The sequence below is a fragment of the Pseudomonas sp. UBA3153 genome (assembly GCF_002364635.1).
Taxonomy (GTDB): Bacteria; Pseudomonadota; Gammaproteobacteria; order Pseudomonadales; family Pseudomonadaceae; genus Pseudomonas_O; species Pseudomonas_O kuykendallii.
In genome coordinates this window covers 23065-43903 of record NZ_DEYR01000045.1, presented here as the reverse complement: position 1 = coordinate 43903, position 20839 = coordinate 23065, and the positions used below count along the sequence as shown (strand labels likewise).

The window sequence follows — 20839 nt, the reverse complement described above, 5'->3', positions numbered from 1 at the left end:
TCCTCGTCTGAGCGACGACACGGAAAGCCGGAAAGCCCATTCCAGAGCACCCGGCGCCCGCCGCCGCGGTCGCCCAGTGAACGCAATTGCGTCCACGCGACCATTGACCTGGCACAGCAGAACGCGCACGCACGGCGAATCCGCGGTTGGCTGTCGGGAGGGAAACTGCGAAACGATTTACGCGTTGAATGCGAGGGTGTCTCGATGGGGCCTCGCTTGAGCACGAGGCTTCTGGCTACCTACGGCGCAACCCACTCATGACTGGCGATCGAGGTTGGCACTGAGCCGCTGCAGGAAGCTGGTCAGCAGCAGGGCTTCATCGGGGCTGAAACCGGCCAGCATGCGGGTATTGCCATCGTTGAGGATCGTGCGTGCCTGCGGTAGGCGCTGCAGCGCCAGCGGGGTGAGTTCGATGCGCTGCGCACGCGGGTGGTGCGGATCGGGAAAGCGCCGGATCAACTGATCGCGCTCCAGCCGCGCCAGGGTCTGCGCCATCGACGGTTGCTCCACTCGCAGCAGGCGTGCCAGCTCGGCCTGGGTCGCGGCCTTGCCCTGGCGCAGTGCCTCCACCACCGGCAGGCTGGCCATTCCCAGACCCAGCGGGCGCAGCTCGATCTCCGCCATCCGGCTCAGCTCGCGGGCCACTCGCTTGATCAGAAAAGACGGGACGTTCCTTGGGTCGGGACGCTCCATACGTTCGCTCCGGCTGATTGACATAGGCTCCTATGATACTGATCATAGGGCCCTATGTTGAAGCCCAGGAGGCTAGCCGTGTCGGTGTTTCCCCGTATCGCTGTCGTAGGTGCCGGTCCGGCCGGCCTGTTGCTGGCGTACCGGTTGCACCGCGCCGGCAGACCGTTCACGTTGTTCGAGGCCGGCGCCGCCGCCGATGCGCGCGCCCAGGGCGGCATGCTCGATCTGCATGCGGAGACCGGCCAGGCCGCGCTGCGCAGCGCCGGTCTGTTCGAGGATTTCCAGCGTTGGGCGCGCTATGAGGACCAGGGCACGCGGCTTTTCGACGCCGAAGGCCGGCTGCTGCTGGAGGATGACGGCCAGGCCGGCGACCGCCCGGAAATCGACCGCGGGCATTTGCGTGACCTGCTGCTGGCGGCACTACCAGGCCGCGTGCACTGGGGCCATGCGTTGCAGCAGGCTTCACTCGTGGACGAGGAGGTCGAACTGCGCTTCGGCAATGGTCAGGTCGGGCGTTTCGACTTCGTTGTCGGCGCTGACGGTGCATGGTCCCGGCTGCGCGTGCTGCTCACCGACGTTCGACCGTTGCACGCCGGCATCAGCCTGTACGAACTCTCGCTGGCGGATATCGACCGTGCCCATCCGCAGCTGTCCGCGCTGGTCGGGCACGGTACGCTGATCGCCAAGCGCGGCCAGTACACCCTGTTCGCCCAGCGCAATGCCGATGCCCATGTCCGCGTGTACGCCTCGTTGCCGCAGGTACTGGAGGAGGGCGAGCTGGCGCCGTCGCTGTCGCGTGCCGACCTGCTGCGGCACTTCGCCGATTGGCATCCGGACCTACGCCGGCTGATCGCCGAGGCCGACGATGCGGTGCGGCCTTGGCCGATCTACATGTTGCCGCCGGAGCATCGCTGGGTGCATCGCCCGACGGTCACCTTGATCGGTGATGCCGCGCACCTGATGCCGCCGGCGGGCGAGGGCGCCAACCTGGCCTTGCGCGACGCCGCCGACCTGGCCGATGCGCTGTGCAGCCATGACTGGCACGCCGCCGTGCGGGCCCACGAACAGACGATGATGACGCGGGCTGCGGTAGCTGCGGCGAGTGCGCAGCGCCTGCTGACGGCCAACTCGCCGGCGTATCTGCTCGAGGCTTTGGGCGGGGATGCGGACGCAGGTGGCGCTGTGCACTCAGCTCAGCCGAGGTGACGTGCGACGGTCGTTGCCGGTCAGCCCCCGTCGCAGAGGGTGTGGAGAAAGGCGGAGGTGTCCGATAGTGAGTTCGGCCCTCACCGCAACACCTTGTACTCCGAGATATTCCGCGCGCATTCGTGGCGGGCGATGAAGCGGGATACTTCGCGTTCGGCGTCTTGTTTGCTGAAGAACGGGCCTTCCAGGGTGCCTTCGCGGGTGGAGAAGAAGTAGCGGCCGTTGACCACGCTGATCCGCTCGCTGCGGAAATGGTTGGCGGGGGTTGCATCCACTTTGCGCTGTCCGAGCATGTTGTCGTTCTCCCTGTCGATGCGGCTGAGTCTACCGTCCGTCCGGCTCTCAGCGGGGCGGTGGCGGACGGACGGTGTGCTGTTCTGGCGCAGTGCCATCATGTCGCGCAGATCATGGACCCGGCGCATGCCGTTCGGTTCCGCGCCAGCGCTCCTCGGGCGTCGCGCGCACTAAACGCTCAGGCCGAGTTTTTCCGCCTTGCGCAGCCACGTCTGGCGTTGTTCCTCGGTGGAAGTGCGGATCGGCGAGAACTCGCTCAGGCGGCGCGTCCTGATTCCGCAGAAGCCCAGCACGGTGCGCACCATCTGCCGGTGCGCCGGGGCGCCGTAGACCCAGCGGAAGTACCAGCTCGGCGTGTCCAGGGTCACCAGCAGGTCGGCGCTGCGGCCAGTGAGCAGCTTGTCCCATGCTTGCGAGCGGCCGCGGAACTTGAAGGCGAAGCCGGGCAGGAACACCCGGTCGAGAAAGCCCTTGAGCAGCGCCGGCACGCCGCCCCACCAGACCGGGTAGACGAACACCAGGTGTTCGGCCCAGTGGATCTCCCGCTGCGCCTCGAGCAGATCCGGCTCAAGCGTCTGGCTGTGCTCGTAGCCGTCGTGCAGGATCGGGTCGAACTGCAGCTCGCCCAGCGCCAGGACGCGCACCGCGTGTCCCTTGCTGCGCGCGGCGTTGGCGTAGGTCTCGCCGAGCGCGTGGCAGAAGCTGGCGGCTTTCGGCGTGCCGAAGATCATCAGGATGCGTTTGCCGTCGCCTTCCAGGCGCGTTGCGCCGCTGCGCGCATCGCTCATGGCGTGTTTCCCAGCATGTCTTGCGGGCGTACCCACTGGTCGAACTGCTCGCTGGTCAGGTGTCCCAGCGCCAGGGCCGCTTCGCGCAGGGTGCTGCCTTCGGCGTAGGCCTTCTTGGCGATCTCGGCGGCCTTGTCGTAGCCGATGTGCGGGTTCAGCGCGGTCACCAGCATCAGCCCGCGCTCCAGGTGCGCGGCCATCTGCGTGGCGTCCGGTTCCAGACCGGCGACGCAGTGTTCGTTGAAGTTGCGGCAGCCATCGGCGAGCAGGCGGATCGATTGCAGCAGGTTGTGGATGATCACCGGCTTGAACACGTTCAACTGCAGATGGCCCTGGCTCGCGGCGAAGGCGATGGTGGCGTCGTTGCCCATCACCTGGCAGGCGAGCATCGACAGCGCTTCGCACTGGGTAGGGTTGACCTTGCCGGGCATGATCGAACTGCCCGGCTCGTTGGCCGGCAGCTTGACCTCGGCGAAGCCGGCGCGTGGGCCTGAGCCGAGCAGGCGCAGGTCGTTGGCGATCTTCATCAGCGCCACGGCGAGTGTCTTCAGCGCGCCGCCGAGGGCCACCAGCGGCTCGTGGCCGGCGAGGGCGGCGAACTTGTTCGGCGCGGTGACGAAGGGCAGACCGGACAACGCGGCCAGCTCTGCGGCGACGGCTTCGGCGAAGCCATGCGGCGCGTTGAGGCCGGTGCCCACCGCGGTGCCGCCCTGGGCCAGCTCGCAGACCGCCGGCAGGGTCGCGCGAATCGCCTTCTCCGCATAGTGCAGCTGGGCGACGAAGCCGGACAGTTCCTGGCCGAAGGTGATCGGCGTGGCGTCCATCATGTGCGTGCGGCCGGTCTTGACCAGCTTGATGTGCCGCGCCGATTGCTCGGCGAGGCCGTCGGCGAGTTCGGCGATGGCCGGCAGCAACTGGTCATGCACCGCCTGCGCGGCGGCGATGTGCATGGCGGTGGGGAAGCAGTCGTTGGAGCTTTGCGCGCGGTTGACGTGGTCGTTGGGGTGCACCGGTGTCTTGCCGCCGCGCTGGCCGCCGGCGATCTCGTTGGCGCGACCGGCGATCACCTCGTTGACGTTCATGTTGCTCTGCGTGCCGCTGCCGGTCTGCCAGACCACCAGCGGGAACTGGTCGTCGTGCTTGCCGGCCAGGACCTCGTCGGCGGCCTGCTCGATCAACCGGGCGATGTTGGAGGGCAGCTCGCCGATGCGGTCGTTGACCCGCGCCGAGGCTTTCTTCACCAGGGCCAGCGCGTGCAGCAGGGCCAGGGGCATGCGCTGGTCGCCGATCGCGAAGTTGATCAGCGAGCGTTGGGTCTGTGCGCCCCAATAGGCGTCTTCGGGGACCTCGATGGCGCCCAGGCTATCGGTTTCGGTGCGGCTCATGGCGGCGTCCTTCCAGTACGTTCAGGCAGTTTTAGTCTGCGCGGCGAGGCGCGGGGTTCCGCCCGAGCCTACAGGATCGCCGCGCGGCGATGCACGAACGAGCGGGCGTTCCGCGCCGCTTCGCTGGGCCCGGCGCGCCTTGAGGCCGGCACCGGCTTGGGCGCAGAATGCCGTTCCGCGCTGTCAAACAGCCCGAATTCTCTACGCAAGGAACACTCGATGACGTTATTCCGCACCCTGTGTGCCGCCGCACTCTTCGCCGCCGTGAGCGCCCCGGCCATGGCCGATACGGCCAGCCACAACGCCCAGGCGGAAAAATTCCTCAAGCTCGCGCATGCCGACAAACTGACCACGCCGGTCTACTCCCAGGTGCAGCAGATGTTCGCCCAGCGCTTCGCCGAGGCGAAGGCGCCGGAGTCGAAGAAGGCCACGCTGGAGAGCTACCAGGCCAAGGCCAACGCCGCGCTGGACAAGGCCGTGGGCTGGAACAAGATCAAGCCGGACATGGTTGCGCTGTACACCAGCAATTTCACCGAGAAGGAACTCAAGGACCTGATCGACTTCTACCAGTCGCCGCTGGGCAAGAAGGTTCTCGAGAAGATGCCGACCCTCACCGCGCAATCCGCGCAACTGACCCAGGCCAAGCTGGAAAGCGCGGTGCCGGAGGTCAACAAACTCCTGCAGGACATGAGCAGCGAACTCGGCGCCGGCAGCCCGGCTAAATCCGGGAGCCCCGCGAAATGATGATGCAGGAGCGCATCCGCGAGGCGCTGGGTGGCCTGTCCACCCATCACCTCGAACTGGTCAATGAGAGCCACATGCACAGCCGGGGCGAAGATACGCACTTCAAGGCGGTCATCGTCAGCCCGGAGTTCGCCGGGCTGAATGCGGTGCGCCGGCATCAGAAGGTCTACGCGGCACTCGGCGAGCTGATGGGCCAGTTCCACGCGCTCGCGCTGCACACCTACACCCCGGAGGAATGGGCGGCGCAGGGCTCCGCGCCGGAATCGCCCACCTGCCTGGGCGGTTCCAAGCACGATCATTGATGCCCGCCCGGAGCGAATCCGGGCCTTCAATCTTCCCCAGTGGTAGTCGTTCCGCTGACTACACTCCAGTCACTTGAGAACAATCGAGTGCGCCGATGCGGAAGAAAACCCTGCTTTCGTTTGCGCTGGTGACCGGCGTTCTCGCCCTCGCCACGCCGCTCGTAGTGGCGTACCGGCTGGCGCAGCAGGATGGCCACGACGAGGCGAACGCCTACCTTGAAAGTCTGGCCCTCGATGTCCTGCGTCGCTCCGATGCCACGCGCGCGCAGATCGATATGGCGGTGCTCCTGCTTCGATCGGGTCCGCCGCTACTGCCCTGCTCGGAGGAGCAACTGGCGCGCATGCGGGTGGTCGTCGCCCGCTCCAGCTACCTGGCCGGCTTCGGCTACCTGGACGGCACCCGCCTGATGTGTTCCACCATGGCCACGTTCGAGGCACCGGTGGAACTGGGCCCGCCGCAGCGGATCAACCCGCCCCACATCTGGTCGTGGGGCGGGGTGGCGTTGCCCGGCGTGCCCGGCGCGCTCTTCAACATCAACGCGCACGACGAGTACGCAGCGATCATCGCGCCGCAGTTGGTGATCGACATCCTCGACCAGAATTCGACCCTTTCGCTGAGCCAGGTCGGCGGTCACCCGCCGCGGATGCTTCGCACGCGGGGCGTGTTCAAGCGCGAGTGGCTGGCGCACTACGATGGCAAGCCCGCCGAGTTCACCGATGCCGAGCACTTCGTCGTGGTGCGCCCGTCGCATAACGGGCAAAACGAGGTTTTCGCCGCCATGACGCGCGACCAGGTCGAGGGCCTGGTCAGGAGCGCCGCCTGGCGCAGGATGCCCATCGGGCTGCTGGTCGGCGTGCTGCTGGCGACGCTGGTGTTCCTCATCGCGCGCAATCGGCTGTCGTTCAAGACGGAGTTGCAGGCGGCGCTCAAGCGCCACGAATTCTTCCTGCTCTACCAGCCGGTGATCGACCTGCGCCATGGCTGCTGCACGGGCGCCGAAGCGCTTATCCGCTGGCGTCGCAGCGACGGCGTGGTGGTCCCGCCGATGGTGTTCATTCCCGCCGCGGAAAAGAGCGGGATGATCCAGAAGATCACCGCCAGCGTCCTGCAGATGGTCGCGCGGGATACCGCCGAGCTGCTGCGCAACAACCCGCAGACCCACATCGCGATCAATTTCTCCGCCGAGGACCTGCATTCGCCGCAGACCGAGTCGCGCCTGCAGGCATTGGTCCGCGAATGCGGCGCGGCCTCGCACAACATCATCATCGAGGCCACCGAGAGCGGCCTGATGTCCCCGGAAAAGGCCCGCGGAATCCTGGCGAGGATTCGCCAGCAGGGATTCAAGGTGGCCATCGACGACTTCGGCACCGGCAATTCCAGCCTGTCCTACCTCGCCACCTACGATCTGGACTTCCTCAAGATCGACAAGAGCTTCGTGGATGACCTGGGCAACGACGCCTCGAGAACCCAGATGGCCTTCCACATCATCCAGATCGCCCGCAGCCTGGGCCTGCAGATGATCGCCGAGGGCGTGGAAACCGAGCGCCAGCGCGACATCCTGCGTGACGCCGGCGTGCAGTTCGCCCAGGGCTACGTGTTCGGCAAGCCGATGCCGATGGCCGATCTCGCCGAGTTCATCCGCTAGCGCAACGGGCCGGCGGTCGGGGAGCCCTGACGCCTGCGCGGGCGCAGGCCGTCGAAAACCGCCGGGCTTTTTCGCCGGCCGGCTACACGAGCGCGACGCGGAAACGTAGACTGCGCGACCACGCCGATCCGGGCGTTTTCATGAGGCGCTTCGGGCCTTGCGTCCGTGCGCTGAGTCCGCCCTTTGCGAGGGTGACCACTGAAAGGTAAATCCATGACCGACAAGATCGTCGTCGCGGCGCTGTACAAGTTCGTTTCCCTGCCGGACTACGTCGCGCTGCGTGAACCGCTGCTGCAGACCCTGCTCGAAAACGGCATCAAGGGCACCCTGTTGCTCGCCGAGGAGGGCATCAACGGCACCGTCTCCGGCTCGCGCGCCGCCATCGACGCGCTGTTCGCCTGGTTCGCCCGCGACCCGCGCCTGGCCGACGTGGACCACAAGGAGTCCTTCTGCGAGGAGCAGCCGTTCTACCGCACCAAGGTCAAGCTGAAGAAGGAGATCGTCACCCTCGGCGTGCCGGGTGTGGACCCCAACGCCCGCGTCGGCACCTACGTCGAGGCGAAGGACTGGAACGCGCTGATCGACGACCCCGAGGTGCTGGTGATCGATACCCGCAACGACTACGAAGTGGCGATCGGCAGCTTCGAGGGCGCGGTCGATCCGCAGACCAAGTCGTTCCGCGATTTCCCCGAGTACGTCAAGGCGCACTTCGACCCCGCGCGGCACAAGAAGGTGGCGATGTTCTGCACCGGCGGCATCCGCTGCGAGAAGGCCTCCAGCTACATGCTCGGCGAGGGTTTCGAGGCGGTCTATCACCTCAAGGGCGGCATCCTCAAATACCTCGAGGAAGTGCCGGAGAGCGAAACCCGCTGGCGCGGCGACTGTTTCGTCTTCGACAACCGGGTCACCGTGCGCCACGATCTCTCCGAGGGCGACTACGACCAGTGCCACGCGTGCCGCACGCCGATCTCGGTCGCGGACCGCGAATCCGAGCACTACGCGCCCGGCATCAGTTGCCCGCATTGCTGGGACAGCCTGAGCGAGAAGACCCGCGCCGGCGCCCGCGAACGGCAGAAACAGATCGAACTGGCCAAGGCGCGCAACCAGCCGCACCCGCTGGGCCGCGATCCGCGCCAGGCCGACTGACGTTCCACAGACCCGATTCGGAGCAACCGATGGCCGCTCGCCTGATCTACGTGATGGACCCGATGTGTTCCTGGTGCTGGGGGTTCGCCCCGGTGGTCGATGCGCTGGCCGAACAGGCGCTGGCCGTCGGCGTGCCCACGCACCTGGTGGTCGGCGGGCTGCGCCACGAGCGCGCGGCGATGGAGCCAGCGGCGCGGGTGCGCACGCTGGGTTACTGGCAGGCGGTGAATGCCACCACCGGGCAACTGTTCAATTTCAACGAGGGGTTGCCGGAGGGGTTCGTCTACGACACCGAGCCGGCCTGCCGCGCGCTGGTCGCGGCGCGCGAGCTGGACGAGGACAGCGTCTGGCCGCTGCTGGAGCTGATCCAGCGCGCCTTCTACCAGGAGGGCCGCGACGTCACCCTGCCGCCGGTGCTGGTGGAACTGGCCGAGCGTGCGGGCATCCCGTGGATCGAATTCGCCGCGGCCTTCGACGAGTTGGAAATCCGCGAGCAGACCGCCGGTGACTTCGCCTGGGCGCAGAACCTCGGCATCGCCGGGTTCCCCACGCTGCTCGCCGAGCACGACGGGCAGATGGCGCTGCTGACCAACGGCTACCAGCCGCTGGAGCACCTGGCGCCGCTGCTGACCCGCTGGCTGGAGCGCAACGTCCGGGGCTGATCCGCGCCCGGTCTTTCCGAGGCATCAGGGACGCAGGATGATCTTCTCCGCGCTGCCGGCGTTCACCTCGGCGTAGGCCGCCAGGCCCTGCTCCAGCGGCATTTCGCGCAATCCCGTCGGCAGTGGCAGGCGTTCCTCGTCGAACAGGCGGCCGAACGCATCCAGCATCGCCGCGCACTGGGTGGCGTCGTACAGCAACGAGTTGACCCCGACCACCGAGCCTCCGCGGCGATACAGCGCCAACGCGGGCAACTGCACCTGGCCGTCGACCGGCGCGGCGATGATCGCGATGCGACCGAAATCCGCCAGCGCCGGAACCGCCGCCGGCAGCCAGAAGCCGGTGGTATCGAAGATCACCTCGGCGCCGCCGGGAAAGTGTGCCTGTACCTGGGCGCCCAGGTGCTCCTGCTGCTCCAGCACGATGGCCGGGATGCCGGCGGCGTTCAGGCGATCGGCCTGTTCGGGCTTGCGCACCGCCGCGAGCAACTCGGCGCCGCGCGCCCTGGCCAGCGCGAGGGCGGCACTGCCCACCGCCCCGTTGGCGCCGATCACCAGGAAACGCGTGCCGGCGTCGACCGCGGCGCGCTCCAGCGCGTCCCAGGCCGTGGTGTAGGGCACGCCGAGGGCGGCGGCCTGGACGAAGCTCAGCCGCTGCGGCTTGTGCGCCACGCCGCTGGCGGGCAGGGCGATGAACTGCGCGTGGCTGCCGTCGCGGGCGAAGCCGAGCGGCTTGCCGGTGCCCCATACGGCGGCGCCGAGCAGGTCGCCCGGGCCTTCCACGACCACACCGGCGAAGTCGCGACCCGGCACGCGCGGCAGGGTGGTGTAGGGGAAGCGGCCGAGCACGTTCTTCACGTCGCTGGGGTTCAGCCCGGCGGCTTCCACGCGCACCAGCACCTCGCCTTCGGCGGGGCGTGGCGGTGGGATGTCGCGCAGTTCGAGGGCGGCGAGGTCGCCGGTGCGGGCGAATAGCAGAGCTTTCATGGGGATTCCTCTTCGGGGGTCAGTGCAGCCACTGGGCGAGAAACTGGCGACCCAGCGGCAACAGGGCTTCGCCGATCTGCATGCCGAGCAGTCCGACCAGGGCGATGGCCGGCGGCGCGGGCGACTTGAAGTCGAGCAGGGCGTAGAGCGCACCGACACCCAGGCCGATGAGCAGCGAGATCAGGTAGTTCATCGAAACCTCCGGGTGGCGTGGGCGATGGCGGCCAGTCTATGCAGGCGCGCCGTCACGCTCCGGCCATAGGCTTCTGCCTATCGGCCAATCTCGCCGCTCAGTCGCCGTCGCGGCGCAGGTAGTCCGAGGGCGCCACGCCCAGTTCGCGGCGGAACATGTCGCTGAAGCTGCTCGGCTGATAACCCAGCGAGCGCGCCACCGTGCTCACCGGCGTGCCCTGGATCAGCGCGGCGACGGCGGTGGCGAGCAGCACCTGGCGGCGCCATTCGGCGAAGCCCAGGCCGAGGCTGCGCTGGAACAGGCGGGTCAGGGTGCGCACGCTGGCGCCGGCCTGTTCGGCGTGGCGCTCGAAGGAAATCTCCAGCGACGGCGCTGCCATCACCGCCTGGCACAGGCCGAGCAGGCGGCGGTCGGCGTCGTCGGGCAGTGGCACGCGCAACCAGGAATGCCGCGCGCGGCGCAGTTCGAGCAGGGCCAGGTTGGCCAGCGCCTCGTAGTAGCCGGGATCGTCCTGGCGCTCCTGCTCGACCAGCGCCAGCACCAGCTCGCGCAGCAGGCGGCTGACCTCGACGATGCGTACCTGCGGCTCCAGCGCCTCGGCCAGCGTCGGGCGCAGATAGATGTTGCGCATCTCCAGCTCGGAGACCACGCGAATCCCGTGCGTCACCCCCGGCGGCAGCCACACCGCGCGCTGCGGCGGCACCAGCAGCGCCTCGCGCCCGGTCTCCAGCCACATCACGCCGGAGATCGCGTAGAGCACCTGGCCCCAGGCGTGCTGGTGCGGCTCGATGTAGAGGCCGCGCGGATAGCTGCGCGCCAGCCCGCGCAGGGGCTTGCTGGTGCTGTTCAGGTCGGGGGGCGTGGCGCGGGCCATGGCATGCTCGAGGGTGGAGGCGTCGGCATCTTAGCCAAGAAGCACGGGCGCTGGCGACGCCTGCAACCCTGGCGAAAAGCGCCTCTGCCGGAGGCCATGAAGCCGGTAAACTTCGCCCGAACCCTCAACCGGAGAGCGTCCGCAATGACCGAAGAAACGGACATCCAGCCCGTCGAACCCCTCAACGCCGCCGAAGCGCGCGTGCTCGGCAGCCTGATCGAAAAGCAGCTCACCACCCCGGAAAGCTATCCACTGACCCTCAATGCGGCGGTTCTCGCGTGCAACCAGAAGACCAGCCGCGAGCCGGTGATGGAACTGACCCCCGGCCAGGTCGGCCAGGCCCTGCGTAGCCTCGAAGGGCGCGGGCTGGTGCGCCTGGTGATGGGCAGCCGCGCCGACCGCTGGGAACAGCGCGCGGACAAGACCCTCGGACTGGTCGCGCCGCAACTGGTGCTGCTCGGCCTGCTGCTGTTGCGTGGCCCGCAGACCCTCGGCGAGCTGCTCGCGCGCAGCGGCCGCATGCACGATTTCGAGGATGTGGGGCAGGTCCAGCATCATCTCGAACGCCTGGCTTCACGTCAGATGGCGGTCCAGCTGCAGCGCCAGCCCGGCCAGCGCGAGGAGCGTTTCATGCACCTGCTGGTGGACCCGGAGGAGCTGCAGGCGATCATCGCCGCGCGCGCCGAAGGCGGCGAATCCTCCACCGCTCGGGGTGGTCAGGCCGAACGCCTGGCCGAACTGGAAGCCCGCGTCGCCGCGCTGGAAGAGCGCCTGGCGCGGCTCGAAGGCTGACCTGGCCTTCCGGGGCGCAGGGCCACCGCGTCGGTGCGCACGGCGCACCCTACGGTGCGGTGCTTTGCGTGATGCGGTCGGAATGCCAATGCAATTCGTAGGGTGCGCCGCGCGCACCAAAGGTGCCGGTGCGCATGGCGCACCCTACGGTGCGACGCTTCGTGCGATGAGGTTGTGAGCCGATGCTTTCGTAGGGTGCGCCGCGCGCACCAAAGGTGCCGGTGCGCATGGCGCACCCTACGGTGCGGTGCTTCGCGCGATGAGGTCGGGAACCGATGCTTTCGTAGGGTGCGCCGCGCGCACCGAAGGTGCCGGTGCGCATGGCGCACCCTACGGTGCGGTGCTTCGCACGATGCGGTCGGAATGCCAATGCAATTCGTAGGGTGCGCATCGCGCACCCTACGGTGCGATGCTCCGGGCGATGCGGTCGGAATGCCAATGCAATTCGTAGGGTGCGGTGCTTCGCGCGATGAGGTCGGGAGCCGATGCTCTCGTAGGGTGCGCCGCGCGCACCAATACCGCAGCAGCGTGGCGCCCAAGGCTTACGCTCCAACAGGGCGACTCGTCCGCTTCAGCGTTTCCGCCCATTCGCGCAGCGGCAGCGGCGGTTGCTGCTGCCAGATGCGCGCCCACACCTGCTTCATCTGCGCCGCGCCGCCACGCTCCATCGGCAGGCGTTCGACGTAGGGGATCAGCTGCCACTGCCCGTCGCGTCGCTCCGCCAGCGGGAAGCGGAAGGGATGGAAGCCGGTCATGCCCAGGCGCAGGTCGGTGACGATCAGCTGGCCGTCGATCTCGTCGTAGCGCAGCCAGTCGCCGGTGAACCATTCCAGGCGCTTTTCCTGCGGCGAATCGGCCAGCACGGCGCGCAAGCCGGTGCCGCGGGCGAAGCGCTCGATCCGCGGCGGCTGGCTGTCGAACCAGCCGACCACCGCCTCGTGGTAATCCGCTCCGTCACGCACGATGACCCGCCAGAGCAGGCTGTTGAAGGGCGTCGGCCCGCTGAACAGCGCGTCGGCGTGGATGCCCTGGCGCGCCAGTTCCTTCTCCACCGCTTGCTCGGCCATCTGCTTGCCGACGACGGTGAATCCCAGGTACAGACTGGACAGCGCGAGCCAGCAGGGGCAGGCGCGGGGACTTGTCGCGCAGGCCGTGGAGCAGCCCGCCGATCACCGCCACCAGCAGCGGCGCGGTGTACAGCGGATCGATGATGAACACCGTCGACCGGGCGGTCGGCGTCGGCGTGAACGGCCAGAACAGCTGGGTGCCGTAGCTGGTGAAGGCGTCCAGCAGCGGATGGGTGGCAAGCACCAGCCACAGCGTGACGAACAGCCGCCCGGCGGAATAACCGGGATGCGGGCGCCAGCGCAGCAGCAGGGTGAGCGCCAGCGCCAGGCCGGTCAGCACCAGCAGGGAATGGCTGAAACTGCGGTGGTAGGTCATTCCCGCCACCGCGTCGCCGTAGTCGATCACCACGTCGAGGTCCGGCAGGGTCGCAAGCGCGGCGCCGTAGAGCAGCGCCTTGCGTCCCTGCCAGCGGCCGAGCAGGGCGGCCTGGAGCGTGGCGCCGAGTACCGCCTGGGTTATCGAATCCATGGTTGCCTCGTTCGCCGACCTTGACCGCCACGGTAATCCATCGGCGCCCGTGCGGTGGGCAACGGATCGTTGGAAAAGGTTTCCGCGGATGTCTTCGGCGCGGCGTTGCGCGCGGATCGAAGGTCAGGCGTCGCGGTCTGAGGTAGGGTAGTCACCCGCCCAACGACGAACGCCCGCCATGCTGGAAATCTCCAACGCCGTCCACCTGTCCGATGACGAGATCGAACTCACCGCGATCCGCGCCCAGGGCGCTGGCGGGCAGAACGTCAACAAGGTCTCCAGCGCGGTGCACCTGCGGTTCGACAGCCAGGCGTCGTCGCTGCCGCCGTTCTACAAGGAACGCCTGCTGGCGCTGCGCGACAGTCGCATCACCGGCGAGGGCGTGGTGGTGATCAAGGCGCAGCAGTACCGCACCCAGGAACAGAACCGCGCCGACGCCCTGGAGCGCCTGGCCGAGCTGATCCGCGACGCCGGCAAAGTGGAGAAGAAGCGCCGCCCGACCAAACCCACCCTCGGCTCGAAGAAGCGCCGCCTGGAGGGCAAGGCCAAGCGCGGCGCGATCAAGGCCGGGCGCGGGCGGGTGGATGTCTGATCGGCTTCACGGCGTTCGCCGCGCGGATGGGGCTGGCTTCGGCCCGCCCGGCGTTCAGGCGCGTGCCTGGGTGGTCTCTACCTCAGCCGCTGCGCTGACCGCACGCCGCGCGTAGCTTTGCGCGAGCACCGCGCAGACCATCAGCTGGATCTGGTGGAACAGCATCACCGGCAGGATGATCGCGCCCACCGCGCTGCTGGCGAACAGGACGTTGGCCATCGGCACGCCGCTGGCCAGGCTCTTCTTCGAGCCGCAGAAGACGATGGTGATCTCGTCCTCCTTGGAGAAGCCGAGCTTGCGCGCGAGCAGCGTGGTCATGCCCAGCGACAGGGCCAGCAGGATGCAGCAGCACACCAGCAGCCCGGCCAGCGCCGGCAGCGGAATCGACTGCCAGAGCCCCTGGATGACCGCCTCGCTGAACGCGGTGTAGACCACCAGCAGGATCGAGCCCTGGTCGAAGAACTTCAGCGAACCCTTGTGTGCATCCACCCAGCGGCCGATCCAGCGACGTGCCAGCTGGCCGGCGACGAAGGGCACGAAGAGCTGCAGGACGATCTTGCCGATGGCGTCGAGGCCGCCGTTGCTGCCCTGCACACCGAGCATCAGTTGCACCAGCAGCGGGGTGAGGAAGATGCCGATCATGGTCGAGGCCGAGGCGCTGCACACCGCCGCCGGGATGTTGCCGCGCGCCAGCGAGGTGAAGGCGATGGCCGACTGCACGGTGGCCGGCAGCGCGCAGAGGAACAGGATGCCGAGGTACAGCTGCGGCGTGACCAGCGGCGACAGCAGCGGTTTCAGCGCCAGGCCGAGCAGCGGGAAGAGCACGAAGGTGCAGCACAGCACCAGCAGGTGCAGGCGCCAGTGCAGGAAGCCGGCGAGCACCGCCTCGCGTGACAGCTTGGCGCCGTGGAGGAAGAACAGCATGCCGATGGCGAAGGTGGTCGCCCAGTGGAACACCTCGGCGACCGAGCCGCTGCACGGCAGCAGGCTGGCGGTGATCACCGTGGCGATCAGGGCGAGGGTGAGGTTGTCGGGCAGCAGGCGAGGACGGGCCATGGAATCTCTCGGCGGTGGCGTGGGTTGATCAGGTCTGCGACTCTACGCCTCGGGGAAACTTCCGACTAACGCTAGAAAGCCAGAATATGCCGCCAAACGGACATTCCACCGTTCCGCGTGAGATTCCGCAGCTGGAAAGGCTGCCGAGGCCGGTCTACGCGCGGGTGGAATCCCTCGGCAGCGATTCCTGGTCGGCGCCGCACAGCCACCCCTGGGTGCAGTTTTCCTATGCGATCCAGGGCGTGCTCGGCGTGCACACTGCCGAGGGCAGCTACGTGGCGCCGCCGCAACGGGCGATCTGGGTCCCGGCCGGGCTGCAGCATCAGGTCGGCAGCAACGCCCGCGCGGAGATGCGCAGCCTCTACATCGAACAATCGGCGGCGCCCTGGATGCCGACGCGCTGCCAGGTGGTGGAGGTCTCGCCGCTGACCCGCGAGCTGATTCGCAGCTTCACCGCGCTGCCCAGCGAATATGCCGAGGAGGGCGCCGACGGCCGCCTGGTGCAGGTGCTGCTGGACCAGTTGCGCCAGGCCAAGGAGGTCAGCCTGTCGTTGCCGCTGCCGGTGGATGAGCGCCTGCGGGTGCTCTGCGAGAGCCTGCAGGCGGACCCGGCCGACGGGCGCGATCTCGGCTACTGGGCGGCGCGCATCGGCGTGTCGGAGAAGACCCTGTCGCGGATCTTCCTGCGCGAGACCGGGCTGTCGTTCCGCGCCTGGCGCCAGCGTCTGCGCCTGCTGCACGCGCTGGCACCGCTGGAGAATGGCGAACGGGTCACCGATGTCGCCCTGAGCTGCGGCTATGAATCCACCTCGGCCTTCATCACCGCGTTCCGCCAGCACTTCGGCTGCACGCCGGGGGAATTCTTCAACATCTGACTCTGGGCAGCGGTCATTAAGTTGACGCCGGCAATATGACTTAATGCGTGCCATATGGAGATTCGCTCGGTAGAATCCGCGATTTTCCCGCGCGGCCGGTCCGCCCACCTGGAGAGCCGTGTGCCCATTCCGATCATTTTCGACACCGATCCCGGTATCGACGACGCCCAGGCACTGGCGCTGATCCTCGCCGATCCGGGCATCGAGCTGCTCGGCGTGACCACCACCTTCGGCAACGTTTCCGTCGACACGGCGACGCGCAACGCGCTGCTCCTGCTGGAGCACGCCGGCGTCGACGTGCCCGTGGCGCGGGGCATCGGCAAGCCGCTGCGCAAGGAGCCACTGCCGGTTCCGGCGCACATCCATGGCGCCGACGGTCTGGGCAACCAGAACCTCGCCGAACCGCAACGCCGGGCGATCGAGCAGAACGCCGCCGAGTTCATCATCGAGCAGACCCGCCTGCGCCCCGGCGAGATCACCCTGGTCGCGGTCGGTCCGCTGGGCAACCTGGCGCAGGCGCTGGCACTCGATCCGCACCTGGCCGGCCGGGTGGCGCGGGTGGTGGTGATGGGCGGCTCGATCCGCGAGGGCGGCAACGTCACGCCGCTGGCCGAAGCCAACATCTTCTCCGACCCGCATGCCGCGCAGCGTGTGCTCACCGCCGGCTGGCCGCTGACGCTGGTCGGCCTCGACGTCACCCACCGCACCCTCATCGACCCGCCGCGCATGGCGCGCATCGCCCATGCGCAGCCGCGCCTGGGACCGGTCCTGGCGCGCGCCTTCGACTTCTACGCGGGCTTCTATCGCACCTTTCTCGGCCGCGATGGCTGCTGCCCGCACGACAGTTGCGCGGTGGCCTGGCTGCGTCGGCCGGAGCTGTTTCGTAGCGTGCGCGGGCACCTCAACGTGGTCACCGAGGGCATCGCCGAGGGGCAGACGGTGTTCGCCGAGGCCGGTCGCGAGTTCGTCAGCGAGCGCTGGAGCGGCACGCCGCCGGTGGACGTCTGCCTGGGCGTCGACGCTGCCGCCGTGGAGGACTGGATGGAGGCGGTGCTGACCGCCGGGAACGCGATACCGCCGGCGCCGGCCTGAGCGCCGTGGCGGCGCCCGGGCGCCGCGTAGTGTCAACCAAGCGGCCGTGACAGCGGCTTCTGCGTGCTGCTGGCTTACAAGAACAATTCCAGCGATTACCGACAATCGAAAATCGAAATCTTTGGGAGTGTTCATGAAGAGCTGGCTCGACAACCTGAGCGTCACACGCAAGCTGGGACTTGGCTTCGGCATGGTGCTGATCCTTACCGTAATCCTCGCCTCGGCAGGCTGGAACAGCCTGGAAAGCGTGATTCAACGCAGCAACGCGATGAGCCAGATCAACCGGCTCGGCGACGCGCTGACGGCGCTGCGCATCGCCCGCCTGCAGTACATGCTGGCGAACGGCGACGAGAAGGCCGCCGCCGCCGTACAGCGCTCGCTGGACACCTACCTTCGCGACCACGACAAGATCCACGAACTCTTCATCAGCCCGGAGAGCACGCGCCTGCTGGAGCAGCAGTCGGCCGTGATCGCCGACTACCAGCGTTCGCTGAACCTGATGCGCGAGTCGTACAAGGCCACCCAGCAGGCGCGCCTGACGATGGGCGACAATGCGCTCAGGATCAACGACGCGATCAAGACCATCAACGCCCAGGTATTGCAGTTGCCCGGTGACGACGAGAGCCGCTTCTCGCAGTTCCGCTCGATCACCCAGACCCGGGAAGACTGGCAGATGGTGCGCTACCAGGTGCGCGGCTACACCGGCAATCCGACTGCCGACACCGAGCGCACGGCGATGACCCAGCTGGACGACACCCAGCGCGCGTTCGCCGCGTTCAAGGCCGTGTTCGGCCCGGACCATCCGCAGCTCGTCACCCAGATCGACAGTGCGCTGGGCGCCTACCACGACGCCTTGCTGGCCTTCGTCAAGGCCAACGCCGACCTCGTCGACGTGCGCGGGAAACTGACCGAACAGGCGGAGGAGATCGTCAGGTACGACGAGCGTCTGACCCAGCTGCAGGTCGACCGGCGCGACGCCGAAAGCGCCCAGGCGCGTAGCGTGCAGATCGTCGCGGCGCTGCTGGCGGTGCTCTTCGGCGTGCTCGCGGCGTGGGTCATCACCCGTCAGATCACCCGTCCGCTGCGCGATACCCTGGTCGCGGTGGAACGTATCGCCGCCGGCGACCTGGCGCAGAGCCTCGTCGTCGAGCGCCGCGACGAACTGGGCATGCTGCAGCAGGGCATCCAGCGCATGGGCGCGACCCTGCGCGAGCTGATCGGCGGGATTCGCGACGGCGTCACCCAGATCGCCAGCGCGGCCGAAGAGCTGTCCGCGGTGACCGAGCAGACCGCCGCCGGGGTCAATACGCAGAAGATCGAGACCGACCAGGTCGCCACGGCCATGCACGAGATGTCCGCCACCGTGCAGGAAGTCGCGCGCAACGCCGAACAGGCCTCGCTGGCGGCCTCGCAGGCCGATGGCGAAGCCCGCGAGGGCGACCGGGTGGTGATCGAGGCCATCGCCCAGATCGAGCGGCTGGCCCAGGAGGTGGTGCGCTCCTCGGACGCCATGGGCGTGCTGCAGACCGAGAGCAACAAGATCGGCAGCGTGGTCGATGTGATCAAGGCGGTGGCCGAGCAGACCAACCTGCTGGCGCTCAATGCGGCCATCGAAGCGGCGCGGGCCGGCGAGGCCGGACGCGGGTTCGCCGTGGTCGCCGATGAGGTGCGCGCCCTGGCGCGACGCACGCAGAACTCCACCGAGGAAATCGAGGTGCTGGTCGCCGGCCTGCAGCAGGGCACGCAACAGGTCGCCACCATCATGCAGGGCAGCCGCGCGGTCACCGATACCAGCGTGGAGTTGAGCCGCAAGGCCGGCAGCGCGCTGGAAAACATCACCGGCACGGTGTCGAACATCCAGTCGATGAACCAGCAGATCGCCGCGGCGGCCGAGCAGCAGAGCGCGGTGGCCGAGGAGATCAGCCGCAGCGTGGTCAACGTGCGCGACATTTCCGAGCAGACCGCCACGGCGGGCGAGGAAATCGCCAAGTCGAGCGTCGAACTGGCGCGCCTCGGCGGTCAGCTGCAGGCCATGGTCGGCCACTTCCGCGTCTGAGACGCCGCTCAGCCGCTGATCGATTCGCCGCCTGCGAGGTTCTCCAGGCATGCCCGCAGGCGACGAATCTGCTCCTGTTGCTGCGCCAGCGCACGGCGCAGTTCGGCGCAGCCGGATTTCCGCTCGTCCTGCTGCCAGCGCCGGCTACGCCAGGTGTAGAAGGTGGTGTCGGACATGCCGTGGCGCCGGCACAGTTCGGCGGCCGGCACGCCGGCCGCCGCCTCGGCGAGAATCACGGCGATCTGCTCGTCGCTGAAACGCGGTTTGCGCATGGCTTCGCCCTCAGCGTGCGCCGTCGGCGCGCGGCGCGACGGTCACCAGCAGGATGCCGCCGACGATCGCCAGCACGCCGGCGACCAGCGTCAGGCTGAGGCTTTCGCCCAGGAAGATCACCGCCATGAGCAGGCCGACCACCGGCACACCGAGCATCGCCGAGGACATGCTGGTGGTGGACAGCCACATGCTCGCCGCATTCACCGCGCAGAAGCAGAAGGCCGTCGCCAGCGGGCCGACGAACAACGCCACCTGCCAGAACGTGCGCGATCCATCGCCGCTGAACGGCCCCTCGACGAGCCAGGCGATCGCCAGCAGCGGCACGCTCGCCGTGAGCATCTGCCAGGGCGCCAGTTGGTAGGCGCTGGCGCTGCCCTTCGCGTGGCGCAGGTGAAGGATGCACAGCGCCCAGCAGAACGAGGCGGCGAGCAGCATCAGGTTGGCCTTCACCAGGCGGCCGTCGCTCCAGTCCAGCGCCAGCGGGTTGAACAGCACGGCGACGCCCAGCACACCGAGCAGGGTGCCGGCCAGCTGGCGGGGGGAAAGCCGTTCGCGGAAGAACAGGATCGCCGCCGGCGTCACCCACAGCGGCGTGGTGTAGGCGAGCACCGCCGAGCGCCCGGCCGGGATGTCGAGCATGGCGATGGCGCCGAGCACGGTGAAGGCGAGCATCTGCAGCAGCCCGACGCTGGCGATCAGCGGCAGGTCGCGGCGGCGCGGCAGGCGCAGGGTGCCGGTGACGATCTGCACGACGAACAGGCACAGGCAGCCGAGGACGAAGCGGGTGGCCGAGAACCAGATCGGCGTGACGTGCGCCAGACCGGTCTTCATCACCGGCCAGTTCGCGCCCCAGACCAGGATCGCCACCAGCAGCAGGGCGATGCCCTGGGTGCGGGTGGAGAACAGCGAACGGCGCGCGTCCGGGGTGGCGGTGCAGGCGTTGCGAGAGTGGGCCATGGATATCCTCCAGCGCGGCTAGGGTTGTGGCTGGAGAAAACTTTATTACTCCCTGAGGGGAGAGTTTTTCTCAAATTCATTGCGCTTATGGCTTTTTGAAGATATTCACTCTCCAAAATCTTATTTGCGGAGAATATCTCTCTCATGCGCCAGCTCGACCGAACCGACATCGGCATTCTCAACCGTCTCCAGGAGAACGCCCGCATCACCAATGCCGAGCTGGCCCGCTCGGTGAACCTGTCGGCGACGCCGTGCTTCAACCGGGTCAAGGCAATGGAGGAACTCGGCCTGATCCGCCAGCAGGTGACGCTGCTGGCGCCGGACCTGCTAGGGCTGCACGTCAACGTGTTCATCCACGTCAGCCTGGAGAAGCAGGTGGAAGACGCGCTGCAGCGTTTCGAGCAGGCGATCGCCGAGCGGCCGGAAGTGATGGAGTGCTACCTGATGACCGGCGACGCCGACTATCTGTTGCGGGTGCTGGTGCCGACCATCCAGGCGCTGGAGCGCTTCATCCTCGATCACCTGACCAAGGTGCCGGGCGTGGCCAACATCCGCTCGAGCTTCGCGCTCAAGCAGGTGCTCTACAAGACCGCGCTGCCGCTGCCGGCCAATGGCCTGACCCTGGCCTGACTG

22 protein-coding genes and 2 pseudogenes are annotated in these 20839 nt (G+C 68.0%); 13 read left to right on the top strand and 11 right to left on the bottom strand.

What is annotated here, in order from left to right; translation table 11 throughout:
• Positions 1–255 precede the first annotated feature (255 nt).
• Complete coding sequence (locus tag B2X67_RS11280; RefSeq protein ID WP_286785545.1) at positions 256–693, bottom strand: MarR family winged helix-turn-helix transcriptional regulator; 438 nt, start codon at positions 691–693, stop codon at positions 256–258.
• A gap of 54 nt (positions 694–747) precedes the next feature.
• Between B2X67_RS11280 and B2X67_RS11275 the strand changes: the two genes are divergently transcribed.
• Positions 748–1899: an FAD-dependent oxidoreductase gene (locus B2X67_RS11275; RefSeq protein WP_286785544.1), complete on the top strand. Its 1152-nt coding sequence runs from the start codon at positions 748–750 to the stop codon at positions 1897–1899.
• A gap of 80 nt (positions 1900–1979) precedes the next feature.
• Here B2X67_RS11275 and B2X67_RS11270 read toward each other — a convergent pair whose 3' ends face one another.
• The 3 genes from B2X67_RS11270 to B2X67_RS11260 all read right to left on the bottom strand — a co-directional run bounded on the left by B2X67_RS11270 (position 1980) and on the right by B2X67_RS11260 (position 4366).
• Entirely contained in the window at positions 1980–2192 is a 213-nt protein-coding gene (locus B2X67_RS11270) for a DUF6316 family protein (RefSeq protein WP_273228938.1), read from the bottom strand.
• A gap of 171 nt (positions 2193–2363) precedes the next feature.
• The gene (locus B2X67_RS11265) at positions 2364–2981 is read right to left on the bottom strand and encodes an NAD(P)H-dependent oxidoreductase (RefSeq protein ID WP_273228873.1); all 618 of its coding nucleotides are present in this window, start codon (positions 2979–2981) and stop codon (positions 2364–2366) included.
• Positions 2978–4366 (bottom strand): class II fumarate hydratase, encoded by a 1389-nt coding sequence (locus B2X67_RS11260; protein WP_273228872.1) that lies wholly within the window; start codon positions 4364–4366, stop codon positions 2978–2980. The genes B2X67_RS11265 and B2X67_RS11260 overlap by 4 nt, the downstream gene beginning before the upstream one ends.
• 219 nt (positions 4367–4585) lie before the next feature.
• Between B2X67_RS11260 and B2X67_RS11255 the strand changes: the two genes are divergently transcribed.
• The 5 genes from B2X67_RS11255 to B2X67_RS11235 all read left to right on the top strand — a co-directional run bounded on the left by B2X67_RS11255 (position 4586) and on the right by B2X67_RS11235 (position 8866).
• Positions 4586–5110, top strand: coding sequence for a DUF2059 domain-containing protein (locus B2X67_RS11255; protein WP_090230233.1), 525 nt, complete (start codon positions 4586–4588; stop codon positions 5108–5110).
• Positions 5107–5412, top strand: a complete 306-nt coding sequence (locus B2X67_RS11250) for a BolA family protein (protein ID WP_273228870.1) — start codon at positions 5107–5109, stop codon at positions 5410–5412. The genes B2X67_RS11255 and B2X67_RS11250 overlap by 4 nt, the downstream gene beginning before the upstream one ends.
• A gap of 95 nt (positions 5413–5507) precedes the next feature.
• Positions 5508–7058, top strand: a complete 1551-nt coding sequence (locus B2X67_RS11245; RefSeq protein WP_286785543.1) for an EAL domain-containing protein — start codon at positions 5508–5510, stop codon at positions 7056–7058.
• A gap of 213 nt (positions 7059–7271) precedes the next feature.
• On the top strand, positions 7272–8204 hold the full coding sequence (locus B2X67_RS11240; RefSeq protein ID WP_286785542.1) for a rhodanese-related sulfurtransferase: 933 nt from the start codon (positions 7272–7274) through the stop codon (positions 8202–8204).
• 29 nt (positions 8205–8233) lie between these two features.
• A complete protein-coding gene (locus B2X67_RS11235) occupies positions 8234–8866 on the top strand; it encodes a DsbA family protein (RefSeq protein WP_286785541.1) in 633 nt (210 codons plus the stop codon).
• Between the two features lie 24 nt (positions 8867–8890).
• Here B2X67_RS11235 and B2X67_RS11230 read toward each other — a convergent pair whose 3' ends face one another.
• From B2X67_RS11230 to B2X67_RS11220, 3 genes are all read right to left on the bottom strand, one after another.
• On the bottom strand, positions 8891–9850 hold the full coding sequence (locus tag B2X67_RS11230; RefSeq protein ID WP_286785540.1) for a quinone oxidoreductase family protein: 960 nt from the start codon (positions 9848–9850) through the stop codon (positions 8891–8893).
• Positions 9851–9869: 19 nt separating this feature from the next.
• Entirely contained in the window at positions 9870–10043 is a 174-nt protein-coding gene (locus tag B2X67_RS11225) for a DUF1427 family protein (RefSeq protein ID WP_090230219.1), read from the bottom strand.
• Positions 10044–10140: 97 nt separating this feature from the next.
• Positions 10141–10917 (bottom strand): AraC family transcriptional regulator, encoded by a 777-nt coding sequence (locus B2X67_RS11220; RefSeq protein ID WP_286785539.1) that lies wholly within the window; start codon positions 10915–10917, stop codon positions 10141–10143.
• Positions 10918–11061: 144 nt separating this feature from the next.
• Between B2X67_RS11220 and B2X67_RS11215 the strand changes: the two genes are divergently transcribed.
• Positions 11062–11709 (top strand): YceH family protein, encoded by a 648-nt coding sequence (locus tag B2X67_RS11215; RefSeq protein ID WP_286785538.1) that lies wholly within the window; start codon positions 11062–11064, stop codon positions 11707–11709.
• 542 nt (positions 11710–12251) lie between these two features.
• Here the strand turns inward: B2X67_RS11215 and B2X67_RS11210 are convergent.
• Positions 12252–13305: pseudogene (locus tag B2X67_RS11210) on the bottom strand (metal-dependent hydrolase).
• Between the two features lie 178 nt (positions 13306–13483).
• On the opposite strand from B2X67_RS11210, the gene arfB reads away from it, so the two are divergent.
• Positions 13484–13897 (top strand): alternative ribosome rescue aminoacyl-tRNA hydrolase ArfB, encoded by a 414-nt coding sequence (gene arfB, locus B2X67_RS11205; protein WP_286785537.1) that lies wholly within the window; start codon positions 13484–13486, stop codon positions 13895–13897.
• Between the two features lie 54 nt (positions 13898–13951).
• Here the strand turns inward: arfB and B2X67_RS11200 are convergent, their stop codons facing one another.
• The gene (locus B2X67_RS11200) at positions 13952–14953 is read right to left on the bottom strand and encodes a bile acid:sodium symporter family protein (protein WP_286785536.1); all 1002 of its coding nucleotides are present in this window, start codon (positions 14951–14953) and stop codon (positions 13952–13954) included.
• An 86-nt stretch (positions 14954–15039) separates the two neighbouring features.
• Here B2X67_RS11200 and B2X67_RS11195 point away from each other — a divergent pair, with 86 nt between their 5' ends.
• The 4 genes and pseudogenes from B2X67_RS11195 to B2X67_RS20870 all read left to right on the top strand — a co-directional run bounded on the left by B2X67_RS11195 (position 15040) and on the right by B2X67_RS20870 (position 18976).
• Positions 15040–15828, top strand: a complete 789-nt coding sequence (locus B2X67_RS11195) for an AraC family transcriptional regulator (RefSeq protein ID WP_286785535.1) — start codon at positions 15040–15042, stop codon at positions 15826–15828.
• Between the two features lie 120 nt (positions 15829–15948).
• Positions 15949–16920 (top strand): nucleoside hydrolase, encoded by a 972-nt coding sequence (locus B2X67_RS11190; RefSeq protein WP_286785534.1) that lies wholly within the window; start codon positions 15949–15951, stop codon positions 16918–16920.
• 133 nt (positions 16921–17053) lie between these two features.
• Positions 17054–18121 (top strand): annotated as a pseudogene (locus B2X67_RS20875) (methyl-accepting chemotaxis protein); the annotation flags it as partial.
• The gene (locus B2X67_RS20870; RefSeq protein WP_376747749.1) at positions 18113–18976 is read left to right on the top strand and encodes a methyl-accepting chemotaxis protein; all 864 of its coding nucleotides are present in this window, start codon (positions 18113–18115) and stop codon (positions 18974–18976) included. The pseudogene B2X67_RS20875 and the gene B2X67_RS20870, both read left to right, overlap by 9 nt.
• A gap of 8 nt (positions 18977–18984) precedes the next feature.
• On the opposite strand, the gene B2X67_RS11180 is transcribed toward B2X67_RS20870, so the two are convergent.
• A complete protein-coding gene (locus tag B2X67_RS11180) occupies positions 18985–19248 on the bottom strand; it encodes a transposase (protein ID WP_273228849.1) in 264 nt (87 codons plus the stop codon).
• Between the two features lie 10 nt (positions 19249–19258).
• Positions 19259–20206 carry a DMT family transporter gene (locus B2X67_RS11175; protein ID WP_273228848.1) on the bottom strand — a complete coding sequence of 316 codons (948 nt, stop codon included), beginning with the start codon at positions 20204–20206 and terminating at the stop codon, positions 19259–19261.
• Positions 20207–20350: 144 nt separating this feature from the next.
• Here B2X67_RS11175 and bkdR point away from each other — a divergent pair, with 144 nt between their 5' ends.
• A complete protein-coding gene (bkdR, locus tag B2X67_RS11170) occupies positions 20351–20836 on the top strand; it encodes a Bkd operon transcriptional regulator BkdR (RefSeq protein ID WP_090230193.1) in 486 nt (161 codons plus the stop codon).
• The last annotated feature ends 3 nt before the right edge of the window (positions 20837–20839 follow it).

Bases quoted from the DNA above. Each gene is read 5' to 3' on its own strand.
- B2X67_RS11280 (WP_286785545.1), bottom strand. From the start codon at position 693: ATGGAGCGTCCCGACCCAAGGAACGTCCCGTCTTTTCTGATCAAGCGA.
- B2X67_RS11275 (WP_286785544.1), top strand. From the start codon at position 748: ATGTTGAAGCCCAGGAGGCTAGCCGTGTCGGTGTTTCCCCGTATCGCT.
- B2X67_RS11270 (WP_273228938.1), bottom strand. From the start codon at position 2,192: ATGCTCGGACAGCGCAAAGTGGATGCAACCCCCGCCAACCATTTCCGC.
- B2X67_RS11265 (WP_273228873.1), bottom strand. From the start codon at position 2,981: ATGAGCGATGCGCGCAGCGGCGCAACGCGCCTGGAAGGCGACGGCAAA.
- B2X67_RS11260 (WP_273228872.1), bottom strand. From the start codon at position 4,366: ATGAGCCGCACCGAAACCGATAGCCTGGGCGCCATCGAGGTCCCCGAA.
- B2X67_RS11255 (WP_090230233.1), top strand. From the start codon at position 4,586: ATGACGTTATTCCGCACCCTGTGTGCCGCCGCACTCTTCGCCGCCGTG.
- B2X67_RS11250 (WP_273228870.1), top strand. From the start codon at position 5,107: ATGATGATGCAGGAGCGCATCCGCGAGGCGCTGGGTGGCCTGTCCACC.
- B2X67_RS11245 (WP_286785543.1), top strand. From the start codon at position 5,508: ATGCGGAAGAAAACCCTGCTTTCGTTTGCGCTGGTGACCGGCGTTCTC.
- B2X67_RS11240 (WP_286785542.1), top strand. From the start codon at position 7,272: ATGACCGACAAGATCGTCGTCGCGGCGCTGTACAAGTTCGTTTCCCTG.
- B2X67_RS11235 (WP_286785541.1), top strand. From the start codon at position 8,234: ATGGCCGCTCGCCTGATCTACGTGATGGACCCGATGTGTTCCTGGTGC.
- B2X67_RS11230 (WP_286785540.1), bottom strand. From the start codon at position 9,850: ATGAAAGCTCTGCTATTCGCCCGCACCGGCGACCTCGCCGCCCTCGAA.
- B2X67_RS11225 (WP_090230219.1), bottom strand. From the start codon at position 10,043: ATGAACTACCTGATCTCGCTGCTCATCGGCCTGGGTGTCGGTGCGCTC.
- B2X67_RS11220 (WP_286785539.1), bottom strand. From the start codon at position 10,917: ATGGCCCGCGCCACGCCCCCCGACCTGAACAGCACCAGCAAGCCCCTG.
- B2X67_RS11215 (WP_286785538.1), top strand. From the start codon at position 11,062: ATGACCGAAGAAACGGACATCCAGCCCGTCGAACCCCTCAACGCCGCC.
- arfB (WP_286785537.1), top strand. From the start codon at position 13,484: ATGCTGGAAATCTCCAACGCCGTCCACCTGTCCGATGACGAGATCGAA.
- B2X67_RS11200 (WP_286785536.1), bottom strand. From the start codon at position 14,953: ATGGCCCGTCCTCGCCTGCTGCCCGACAACCTCACCCTCGCCCTGATC.
- B2X67_RS11195 (WP_286785535.1), top strand. From the start codon at position 15,040: ATGCCGCCAAACGGACATTCCACCGTTCCGCGTGAGATTCCGCAGCTG.
- B2X67_RS20870 (WP_376747749.1), top strand. From the start codon at position 18,113: ATGGGCGCGACCCTGCGCGAGCTGATCGGCGGGATTCGCGACGGCGTC.
- B2X67_RS11180 (WP_273228849.1), bottom strand. From the start codon at position 19,248: ATGCGCAAACCGCGTTTCAGCGACGAGCAGATCGCCGTGATTCTCGCC.
- B2X67_RS11175 (WP_273228848.1), bottom strand. From the start codon at position 20,206: ATGGCCCACTCTCGCAACGCCTGCACCGCCACCCCGGACGCGCGCCGT.
- bkdR (WP_090230193.1), top strand. From the start codon at position 20,351: ATGCGCCAGCTCGACCGAACCGACATCGGCATTCTCAACCGTCTCCAG.